The 10678-nt window shown below is 40.7% G+C and carries 9 protein-coding genes; 6 read left to right on the forward strand and 3 right to left on the reverse strand.

The features are described 5' to 3' along the window. The first annotated feature begins 368 nt into the window (after positions 1-368). Complete coding sequence (locus tag MSG37_RS17230; protein ID WP_248471910.1) at positions 369-1247, forward strand: 6-carboxytetrahydropterin synthase; 879 nt, start codon at positions 369-371, stop codon at positions 1245-1247. Positions 1248-1348: 101 nt separating this feature from the next. After that, positions 1349-2134: a M23 family metallopeptidase gene (locus MSG37_RS17235; RefSeq protein ID WP_248471990.1), complete on the forward strand. Its 786-nt coding sequence runs from the start codon at positions 1349-1351 to the stop codon at positions 2132-2134. Positions 2135-2308: 174 nt separating this feature from the next. Here the strand turns inward: MSG37_RS17235 and MSG37_RS17240 are convergent, their stop codons facing one another. Then, entirely contained in the window at positions 2309-2818 is a 510-nt protein-coding gene (locus MSG37_RS17240) for a DUF2062 domain-containing protein (protein ID WP_248471911.1), read from the reverse strand. A 32-nt stretch (positions 2819-2850) separates the two neighbouring features. On the opposite strand from MSG37_RS17240, the gene MSG37_RS17245 reads away from it, so the two are divergent. Genes MSG37_RS17245 through MSG37_RS17260 form a run of 4 tightly spaced genes read left to right on the forward strand, consistent with a single transcriptional unit; the run spans position 2851 to position 8401 of the window. Further along, complete coding sequence (locus tag MSG37_RS17245) at positions 2851-5367, forward strand: DNA internalization-related competence protein ComEC/Rec2 (protein WP_248471912.1); 2517 nt, start codon at positions 2851-2853, stop codon at positions 5365-5367. 32 nt (positions 5368-5399) lie between these two features. Then, positions 5400-7223: a lipid A export permease/ATP-binding protein MsbA gene (gene msbA, locus MSG37_RS17250; RefSeq protein WP_248471913.1), complete on the forward strand. Its 1824-nt coding sequence runs from the start codon at positions 5400-5402 to the stop codon at positions 7221-7223. Continuing rightward, entirely contained in the window at positions 7224-8216 is a 993-nt protein-coding gene (gene lpxK / locus MSG37_RS17255) for a tetraacyldisaccharide 4'-kinase (RefSeq protein ID WP_248471914.1), read from the forward strand. Positions 8217-8227: 11 nt separating this feature from the next. After that, on the forward strand, positions 8228-8401 hold the full coding sequence (locus MSG37_RS17260) for a Trm112 family protein (RefSeq protein ID WP_084221416.1): 174 nt from the start codon (positions 8228-8230) through the stop codon (positions 8399-8401). A 55-nt stretch (positions 8402-8456) separates the two neighbouring features. On the opposite strand, the gene MSG37_RS17265 is transcribed toward MSG37_RS17260, so the two are convergent. Both MSG37_RS17265 and MSG37_RS17270 read right to left on the reverse strand, forming a co-directional pair. Beyond that, positions 8457-9875 (reverse strand): hypothetical protein, encoded by a 1419-nt coding sequence (locus MSG37_RS17265; RefSeq protein WP_248471915.1) that lies wholly within the window; start codon positions 9873-9875, stop codon positions 8457-8459. Between the two features lie 196 nt (positions 9876-10071). Further along, positions 10072-10653: a hypothetical protein gene (locus MSG37_RS17270; protein ID WP_248471916.1), complete on the reverse strand. Its 582-nt coding sequence runs from the start codon at positions 10651-10653 to the stop codon at positions 10072-10074. Positions 10654-10678: the final 25 nt, after the last annotated feature.

A 10678-nucleotide genomic window follows, 5' to 3' on the forward strand; every position in this document is an offset into this window, starting at 1 on the left:
GCGGTACAAGCTTCTAAATCAGGGATGATTTAGTAGAGCCTATAGGGATATATTTACGGCGTCTTGTTAACGCACGGCAGGAAAGCTCCCTTTTAGGGAGTTATATCAAAGCCACCTTCTTCAGAAGGTGGATCTTTTACTTGTATAAACACTATTATCTTCTTCAAAGTGCGCAAATTGAGAAACAGTTGCACTTGGTATAAAACCACACTGTTAATACTAAAAAAGTCGAATGTTAGTTCGGTTCAATGTAAGCTACAGCAATCAATGTAAAAGGGCAGTTTATTGCCTTTAAAACACCATTCATCCTGCGGCCATATGCTGTATGGACTATGACAGGTAGACTGTTTTTCTACCTAGGAGCGAAAATGCAACTGTTTGTTAAAGATTTAACCGTAATCGATTTTTCATATTTGTGTCCAATTAGAGGCATGGTCGGTGAAAGCTGGATTGTGGATGTGCTGCTTGATGGTGGTCTCGATGAACAAAACATGGTGCTCGATTTTGCTAAAGTGAAGCGCACTATCAAAAATACCATTGATGATGTTGCTGATCACCGTTTGCTTATTCCTACGGCTTTTAGTGAAGTGCGTTGGCAACAGCAAGGTGACCGCGTGTGGATGGATTTTTCAAGCCAAAAAGGTGATATCCACTTAGCGTGCCCATCTCAAGCATTTGCGCTAATCCCAAGTGAGATGATTGACTTTGAAAGCGTAAATAAGTTTCTACAGCAAGCGCTTAAAGAAGTACTCCCGGACAATGTCGAAGGGATTTCGTTGACGTTACGCAATGAAATTCACGATGCGCCTTTTTATCACTATAGCCATGGCTTGAAAAAGCACGATGGCAATTGTCAACGCATTGCCCATGGTCACCGCAGCCCAGTTACCGTGTTTGAAAATGGCGTAGCTGCACCTAAGTGGGATGAATATTGGGCTAAGCGTTGGCAAGATATCTATTTAGGGACGATTGAAGATCAAGTTTCAGTCAGCTCTTTAGAGCTGTCACCGCAAACAGACATTAAAGATGACACTCACTTTGGTTTTCACTATCAAGCACCGCAAGGGGATTTTCAACTAGCGATGCCCAAAGCGTTATGCGATATTTTGCCTCACGATACGACGGTTGAGCTGCTTGCCGACTATATGGCGCAAACCTTATCTGATAAAGAGCCTATGAGTGATTTCAAAGTGATTGCATTTGAAGGTGTTGGTAAAGGTGCTATTGCCACTCGCAGCGCAAAATAACTTGATACTTAGCCATCGTTAAACGATTAAAAAAGCAATAAGGAGTCGCTTTGAGACCTTTAGTACAAATTATATTGACGAGTGTTTTCTCTAGTTTGGCGATGCAGGCCATTGCTGGAGTCGAGTTAAATGGTGAGTTATCTCAAGGCGCACTTATTCGCGCTAAAGTTGAGCCAGGTACTGAAGTATTTCTCAATGACGAAGTGGTAAAAGTTAATGATAAAGGCGAATTTGTATTTGGTTTTGCCCGTGACGCGCAAGCAGAGCAAATGCTTAAACTAGTTTATGCTGATGGCTTAACTGAGCTAAAACCTTTAAAAGTGAAGCCGCGCGAATATAAGATCCAAAATATTACTGGGATCAGCAAGAAAATTATGAAGCCAGACCCCAAAGCGCAAGCTAGAGCGGCTGAGGATTCTAAACAAGTTAAGGCTGCGCGTGCGCAATTTACAGCAAGCGATGCTTTCAATCAGGATTTTATCTGGCCACTCACTGGGAGAGTAACTGGGGTGTATGGTAGCCAACGTATATACAATGGTAAACCTGGTACACCGCATTACGGTGTTGATATTGCGGCTAAAACTGGAACAGTAGTTGTTGCGCCAGCTGATGGGGTTATATCTCTTTCAGTGCCTGATATGTTTTATTCTGGTGGAACAATGATTATTGATCATGGTTATGGTGTGAGCTCAAGTTTTCTGCATTTAAGTAAACTTTACGTCGAGCCGGGACAGGTAGTTAAACAAGGCGATAAAGTGGCTGAAGTTGGCTCAACAGGCCGCTCAACAGGCCCGCATTTAGACTGGCGAGTTAATTGGTATCAAGTTCGGTTAGATCCAACAACAGTAGTACCGTCGATGAAAAGCGTGTTAGCTAAACAGCAGTAAATCATAAGTTAGCCAATAAAAAAGCAGTCATTAAGACTGCTTTTTTGGCTTTGAATCCTGTACTAAAATCTATGGCGTGCCAAGTTTATTGCGGTAGCTTTATATTGGTTTGTGCAGATCTACCTTGAGCCAAAAATTAGCTTGTTCAAAGTATAACGTCCCACAGTCGAACTCTTACTCTTTGTAGCGGTTCTTCCATTTAAACAGTACTGAATACTTCCATAAAGTACTGATCACAAAATATCCTAACAGCGCAAAAATACCAGCTAGAACCACGCAGCCTAATAAAAATGGTGGGCCAATGGTTTCGAGTGAGGCTTGCACCCAATGCCAACTTGCTTCGAATTTAAAGGCTTGCGGTTCATGGCCAAGTAATGTCGCGCCGAGTAAATAAGCAATATAAAACATGAATGGCATGGTGATTGGATTGGTGATCCAAACCAACGCGACTGATAATGGTAAGTTGACATTAAACAATATTGCTAATGCTGCGGCTAACACCATTTGAAAAGGCATCGGTAACCAGGCAACAAATAAGCCTACCGCGAACGCTCCTGGGGCTGAGTGGCGGTTTAACGTCCATAAATTGGGTTTTAAGAGTAGATCACCAAACATGCGCAAGTGTTTATGTTCGCGCAATGTTTCAGGTTTTGGCATGAATTTTTCAATAAATTTTTTTGGCATAACTTCTATTTGCTGTCTTAACTTAATGCACTATGAATCGATTTATGTGCGGCTACTGCATCACCATTGTTTCTACAATGTTTTGGCCATCCTTGGTTAGTCTATATATCCTACCTTTACTAATCGTAGTGGTTATTACAGCCTGTAGGCGTTTTCCATTTATCGCTGGAAGTCTATTAGCGATAGGCTGGTTCAGTGTTTTCTATTCGTTATTAATGAGCTGGAGTACAGACGAATATGGCAAAGCACTAAATATTGAGGGCGAGATAGTATCATTAGTTAGCTCAAATCGCGACTGGATTAGCGTGGATATTGTTCTGCTTGGGTTAAACTCACCCCAAATAGTACAAAGTAAACTGCGTTTATTTTGGCAAAAGCCACCGAAAGTTTCAGTTGGTCAACGCTGGCTACTGACAATAAAACCTAAACCTAAACCTATAACCAGTATCCTCAACCAAGGTGGTTTCAATCAGCAAAAGAACTTTCTCGCTAAACATATTATAGCTAAGGGAAGTGTTATTAGTGCTGAGTTGATTGAAGATAGTCCCTCCTACAGAGCCCAACTAATCGCACAACTTAAACCTGTTTTAAAATCATATTCAAGTGGAGATCTTATTCTCGCGCTAGTTTCAGGTGATAAGTCTCTAATCAGTAAGGCACGTTGGCAAGAACTTAGAAGTAGCGGTGCAGGGCATCTGTTTGCAATATCTGGGTTACATTTATCTGTGGTGTCTATGTGGCTGCTTCTTTTGGCAAGACTAATACTTTATCGACTAGTCCCCATCAATAGTCGGCGTAATTGGCTTATATGCTTGTTAGTGGCCGGTATTGGAGCAATCTTTTATGCTTATCTAGCGGGTTTTGCTGTCTCTACCCAGCGTGCACTAGTTATGCTAATTGGATTCATTGTTTTTAGTGCAGTAAGTCGTTATTCATCAAGTTGGGAACGCTTGTTATATGCACTATTTATTATCTTAGTTATTGATCCTCTCAGTATTTTAAGTGCCAGTTTTTGGCTCTCTTTTAGTGCATTAGCCATCATATTACTGACGGTATCCAGAGCCAATGCGGTAACGAGTATGGCAAACGCTACAGTTTTAACTTCTGGAGCGGAGCCTGATAATCAGTTAGCAAAACAAGCGCCAAGTAAAAGCTATTTTAAGCCAAATAAAATTAAGCTTTATAACGGGCTTAAGATGTTTTGGGCAGTTCAGTGGAGGTTAACCATTGCATTAGGCATTATTCAGGCTATTTTCTTTGCCGGCACATCTGTTACAAGCCTTTTAGTGAATATGTTACTCGTGCCTTGGTTTAGCTTTGTATTGATCCCTATTAGCTTATTATCGCTAGTTAGTTTTATGGCGTTTACCGCATTAGGGCTTTCTGGCTATTGGTTGTTTGAACTATCAGCATTATTGATGGAGCCTGTAGTTGTTGTATTGGCGATAGTTACCGAGTTTAGTTTTTCCTGGCTTGTGATTTCTGATGAGCTACTTGCGGTGTTGATAGTCGCTTCTATTGGCTGTTTTTTAATGCTGAATATTAAGAATACACATTGGCGGCTGGTGTTGTCTGTGATGCTATTGCCTTTGATAATGTATGGTGGATTAAGGCTGCATTCGCCTGTCATTAATAACCGCTGGCAGGTACATGTGTTGGATGTTGGTCAAGGATTAGCTGTTGTTATTGAACAAAATAAACGAGCCGTCATATACGATACTGGTGCGCGTTATGGCGAAACTTTTAGCTATGCTGAGCGGGCGCTGCAACCTTTTTTAGTCAGCAGGGGCATTAGTGATGTCGACTATTTGGTGGTCAGCCACAGTGATAATGACCATGCTGGTGGCGTAAACTATATGCTTGCTAGCTACTCTAGCGTTAAAGTGATTGCTGACTTTTTATTAAAGAGTAACACTGATGAATCATCATCCAGCAGTGCCAAGACTTCTCTGCGTTCAAGTAGTGCAAATTCAAGTCAAAACAAAGCGCCAAACCAAAGCCAAAATGTTAGTCAAAGCCAATATAAAAACAGTAATAAACCTGATAAAGCCTGCCGGCCCCATAAACTCGACTGGCAGCATTTACAGTTAGACTTTATTGCGCCAAATCAGCCGCAAAAAGGAAATAATGGCTCTTGTGTATTGAAAGTAAGTGATGACATCAATAGCCTGCTTTTAACTGGTGATATAGAAAAACAAGCAGAGCTTGCATTAGTCGCAGAATTTAAAGATAAACAGCTGCAGAGTCGGCTATTGATTGCGCCTCATCATGGTAGTAATACTTCATCAAGTGCTGAATTTATTGATGCTGTTGCACCGGAATTAGTAGTATTTCCCGCGGGATTTAATAATCGTTACGGTTTTCCTAAACAAAAAGTGGCTGAGCGTTACCAACATAGAAATATTCCATCTCTTACAACAGGTTTAGAGGGGCAGGTAAGTATTATATTTAATCAACAATCAATGAAAGTGCGTACATATCGAACAGATTTGGCACCATTTTGGTATAACCAAGTGTTTAGGTTTGGTCAGATGCAAAATCCGGAGTAGAATGCTTCTTTTGCCAATATGTTAATTTCTCAATGACAACATCTCCTAAAAATGAAGTCTGGACTGTATTTAAGCGTTTACTGGGTTATTTAAAGCCTCTTAAAGCAGTGCTGGCTTTAGCCATTTTTGGCCTAGCTATGTATGCCCTTGTGGATGCAACGTTTATCGCAGTTATTAAGCCATTTATTGATGAAGGTTTTGGCGGTCAGGCCGGCCAAGCTGCACAGGCAGCTGGAGGCATAGGTAGTATTGATTTCGGTACTGGTGCAGGTTTCAACTCAGAAAGTGACGTCTTACTGATAGCACCTCTTGTGGTTATTGGCCTATTTTCGCTTCGCGGCTTAGCAAACTTTTTGTCGACTTATTGTATCTCTTATATGAGTGCTCGGGTGATTATGGATATGCGTCAGGAAGTATTTGAGCATTACCTGACACTGCCTGTGAGTTATATCGATAAAGAGAACACGGGTAACTTAATTTCTCGTGTGACTTACGATACCGAACAGATTGCTCGCGCTTCGGGTAGTGCGTTGATAACGATTGTACGCGACAGTATTACTGTCATCGGCATGATAGCGATTATGTTCTATTTTTCATGGAAATTATCGTTAGTGATTCTAGTGGTTGGCCCTGTGATTGGGTTAGTTATCACAGTGGTGAGTCGTCGCTTTCGTAAAGTCTCTAAGCAAATTCAAACGGCAATGGGCGGCGTAACTGCAGCAACTGAGCAGATGATTAAAGGCCATAAAAACGTCTTGTCTTTTGGTGGTCAGCAAACAGAAGCTGAGCGTTTTGCTAAAGTCAATAATCAAAACCGTTACCAAACAATGAAGCTCGCGACAGCGCAGGCTATTAGTCAACCTTTAGTGATGATTATTGGTTCATTTGCTTTAGCGTTTGTGCTTTATGCCGCTAGTCTAGACAGTATGAAAAGCGAGCTTACCGCAGGTACGTTCGCCACGATTCTTGCAGCTATGCTGGCGATGTTGCAACCGATTAAAAACTTAACCCGAGTGAATGCTGAGTTCCAACGTGGTATCGCAGCCTGTACGACGGTATTTGAATTACTTGATACCGAACCTGAAAGCGATAAAGGCACACTTGAAGTTGAGCGGGTAAAAGGTGATTTATCATTTAACCAGGTGAACTTTAGCTACCCAGGACAAGAAAAGTTAGCCTTAGATGGTATCGACTTTACTGTAGAGCAGGGACAAACCTTAGCTTTAGTAGGACGTTCTGGTTCTGGTAAGTCAACCATTGCAAGTTTAGTTACTCGATTCTACACCGGCTTAAAAGCCGGTGAAATTACCCTAGACGGGTATAATATTGACGAATACAAACTGAAAACCCTGCGCAGCCAAGTGGCCTTAGTATCGCAGCAAGTGACATTATTTAATGACTCTATCGCCAATAACATCGCTTATGCTTATCCGGGCGTAGCGACTCGAGAGCAGATCATTGAGGCGGCAACGCTTGCTCACGCAATGGAGTTTATTGAGCCTATGCCTGAGGGATTAGATACCCAAATTGGTGAGAACGGGGTAAACCTTTCTGGTGGCCAAAGACAACGTATTGCTATTGCGCGCGCCATTTTACGTAATGCGCCAGTACTTATTCTTGATGAGGCGACATCAGCGCTTGATACCGAGTCTGAAAAAGCGATTCAGCAAGGTTTGGATAATTTACGTCAAAACAGAACTTCTGTTGTTATTGCCCATCGCTTATCAACCATTGAAAGCGCTGATCAGATTTTGGTTGTTGACCAAGGTAAGATTGTTGAGCGTGGTAACCACGAAACCTTATTGGCTCAAGGTGGGGTATATGCCAACCTGTATCAAATGCAGTTTGGTAGTTAAATGCAGTCTTGGGTTAATCGATTATGGTATCAAGGTCACCCGCTGAGATTTGTGTTGTGGCCTTTATCGTTGCTATTTGCTCTTATTACAGCAACGAGACGACTGTTTTTTAAAATTGGACTAAAGCAAGCGATTAAACTTCCCGTGCCGGTGATTATTGTCGGTAACATTACTGTTGGCGGCAGCGGTAAAACCCCCACGGTGATCTACTTGATTGAATTGCTGCGCAGCCATGGCATGAAACCCGGGGTGATTAGCCGTGGCTATGGCGTTGAAATCGACGGTGTGAGAGCGGTATTGCCTGAAGACTCGGCCGATAGCGTTGGTGATGAACCAGCAATGATAGTTGCTCGCACTGTCGTGCCTATGGTTGTAGGGGCTAAACGAGTCGATGCGGCGAATAAGCTATTAACAGACTTTGATGTGGATATCATCATCAGCGACGATGGTCTGCAACATTATCAGTTAGCACGAGATATTGAATTGGTGATCCTTGATGGTGAGCGCCGCTTAGGTAATGGAATGTTACTGCCTGCAGGCCCTCTACGTGAAGGGGGTTGGCGTTTAGGTAGTGTTGACCATGTTATTGTAAATGGTGGCGATGCACTTGCTAATGAACAATTAATGACATTAGAGCCCACCAAGTGGTTGCCTGTGTCAGCACTGCATCATGGTAGTTCAGTTCCTACAAAGAGTGATTCTATTGTGGCGATGGCTGGGATTGGTAATCCACAGCGGTTTTTTGATTCATTATTAGCACAAGGTTATGACGTCGAACAGGCTCAAGCTTTTGATGATCATAGTGATTACCAAGAATCTGTTTTGACTGAACTGGCAGATGGTCGAATCTTAGTAATGACAGAAAAAGATGCGGTGAAATGTCGCGATTTTGCAAAAGATAACTGGTGGTATCTCGCAGTTGATGCGAAGCTATCTTCCTCATTTGATAAACAACTACTGACTAAAATTGATCAGTTAGTAGCAGATAAGTAAAGGCATTCAAAATGGCATTTGATAAAAAATTACTCGAAATCGTTGCGTGTCCAGTGTGTAAAGGCAAACTTGAATACAATAAAGAAGCGCAGCAGTTAATCTGCAAGGCTGATAAGTTGGCTTATCCTATCAATGACGGCATTCCGGTATTACTTGAAAACAAAGCTGAACCGTTAGCTGAGTAGTTTAGTTGCACTAAAAAAGCGCCTTAATGGCGCTTTTTTGTTGGCAGCAGTTTTGTTAAAAATAGGATATTTCTAGTTCATATAGCAGGGCATCATCTTCGTAAGAGTCATATCTTGCTTGCAAAGAATATGTAGTGGTTTCTATATCAACTATGTCATAGTTATCGACAGCTTCATTATATTGATCAATCATTTCTGCTTTCGACAATGGAATTTCTAGTAAGCTAATACTGCTTAAGAAAGAATGTTCATTAGTATCGGAAAATAAAGATTCACTGATTTTTACTTGCTTAGGAACTTGTTCATCAAACTTAATTAAGATGTGATTGCCTATCAGTAACCATGTGTTGTAATCACTTGCTATATTGATCTTATGGGTGAATGGAATACGTTGTTTTAGTTCGTTAAGAGTAAATTGACCTGCTGTAGTAGGTGATAAGAATTTATTTAATAACCATTGCTTATGTTGTTGAGGTAACTGTTTAGGTTTGCCTGAAGATTCTTTATCTGAAGTTCTTAAGGTGAAATTAGCAAGTTTTAATTGGCTTTCATATGTTGCGGTTGAGCTGAAACTGTTAAAGTCTAAAACAAGTTCTTGATCCTTTTTTTTCAGTAAAATTTGGTCTGATGCGAGTTGGAAATCGGTGGATGTAAGAACATCTTTGACCTTTGTTATATCGCTTTTTTTTACGGCAACGCCTTCAATTTTCCATAAACTTTCATCAAATTTTGGCCTGAAGCCTAAACTGTTAAGGCCTGCACCACTTAATATAGTTTGTTTCGAAGTAATGTTAATGAGTGAGCCTTCTCTAAATGTAAACCATAGTCGTCTGCCATAACCATATAAGATTTGATTGTTATCTAGGATAATTTCAATACTTGGTGGGCCAAGCTTTGCTATTGTTTCAGCAAAGTTGCTTCCAATTTTTACTCCAAATGCTCCTGTTGAGATAGAAACGTTTTCTTCAGGTAATTTAATGGTTTTAGCAATGTCATAAGCGGATTTTTTTTCTAACGAATTCGGTATGAATGTCAATTCATAAGTATAATTAGTTACTTGATAGCCTTTTGCATTATAAGGGGCAGGGGTGTTTGACAAAGATTTATCGTTAGCACACATGATAAACCCATTTGCCTCAATTTTTGTATATTGACTTTTCTTATCATTTTCGTGCTTTGTTATATGGTGGTTAACATTAGTTATTATGACTGCATCAGCACCTTTACGTTTAGCTTCTTTTGTTAGCGCTAATAAAGCTAAACGAAGAGAGTTGAGCTTTTCATTATTCTGTAAGTTCTTATTTTGTTGAATATTGCTTTCAGGTTCTTGTGAAATGACTTTAATTACGCCTAAGTCGTCTGCTACACAATTAGGCAGGTAGTCAAATATTATTGGCACTTCAACAGCACTACTTTGCAGTGGAATTACAACTGTAAATAATAAAAGCGCTAATTTTGAGAAAGTATTTACCATTTATGCATTTCCTTATGCTAAATCATCATTTTTTCGAATTGTTTTTATTAATCGGAAGGGGATTTAGTAACTTACTCTTTATGAGAAAAAGTATCTACCTGACCCCCTCTTAAATTTTATGACGTGCTCGGCTTACGATTTAGCACTTTTACTAACAGTATTCCGGTTGCTGTTTTATATTAGCTTTCAACAGTGTTTATTGTATCAAGCTAATTGCTTGTACTTGTAAGATTGCTTTGCCACCATGCTTGTCTGTCATACTTGGCGTTAAATAGAGTGCATTGATTTCATTTAGTATTATGCCATGATCTACCGAACTTTTTGGTGTCCAGTCTGGGCGAGAAAAAGTATCAAAACCGACTTCTACAGTATTCCAGTCATTGCTTGCTGGAAGCTTTGTTTGGTAGTGAGCATAAGTCTTGTCACCTTCTTTACCGTAGTGAGATTGCGATAACTTAATCAGTAATGGTATGTCGCATTTATAGGTAAGGCGGATCTTTTTAGTTCCCGTTAAGCTGGTGGCTTCAGGAGAATAAATGACTTCAACCCAAGAGTTACGTTGTGGATCGACTCTTGGGATCCGCTTGAACTTAACCCAAACACCTTCATCAGTGATCATTTGATTTCGAAATGTGGCAGTACTGCCATATGGATCCGTTGCATAACTCCATTGGGTCGCATCGAGTGCTGGAGTCGTTTCTTTCGCTTGGCTATCGGAAGTATTGATTAGCATAGCAGCGACTAGTCCAATTAAGGCATATTTCCCAAACGGCTTCATGATTATCCTTGTCATGTTAAAGGTA

Source organism: Shewanella sp. 1CM18E, assembly GCF_023161665.1.
Taxonomy (GTDB): Bacteria; Pseudomonadota; Gammaproteobacteria; order Enterobacterales; family Shewanellaceae; genus Shewanella.

Bases quoted from the DNA above. Each gene is read 5' to 3' on its own strand.
- MSG37_RS17260 (WP_084221416.1), top strand. From the start codon at position 8,228: ATGGCATTTGATAAAAAATTACTCGAAATCGTTGCGTGTCCAGTGTGT.
- MSG37_RS17265 (WP_248471915.1), bottom strand. From the start codon at position 9,875: ATGGTAAATACTTTCTCAAAATTAGCGCTTTTATTATTTACAGTTGTA.
- MSG37_RS17270 (WP_248471916.1), bottom strand. From the start codon at position 10,653: ATGAAGCCGTTTGGGAAATATGCCTTAATTGGACTAGTCGCTGCTATG.
- MSG37_RS17245 (WP_248471912.1), top strand. From the start codon at position 2,851: ATGAATCGATTTATGTGCGGCTACTGCATCACCATTGTTTCTACAATG.
- msbA (WP_248471913.1), top strand. From the start codon at position 5,400: ATGACAACATCTCCTAAAAATGAAGTCTGGACTGTATTTAAGCGTTTA.
- MSG37_RS17230 (WP_248471910.1), top strand. From the start codon at position 369: ATGCAACTGTTTGTTAAAGATTTAACCGTAATCGATTTTTCATATTTG.
- MSG37_RS17240 (WP_248471911.1), bottom strand. From the start codon at position 2,818: ATGCCAAAAAAATTTATTGAAAAATTCATGCCAAAACCTGAAACATTG.
- lpxK (WP_248471914.1), top strand. From the start codon at position 7,224: ATGCAGTCTTGGGTTAATCGATTATGGTATCAAGGTCACCCGCTGAGA.
- MSG37_RS17235 (WP_248471990.1), top strand. From the start codon at position 1,349: ATGCAGGCCATTGCTGGAGTCGAGTTAAATGGTGAGTTATCTCAAGGC.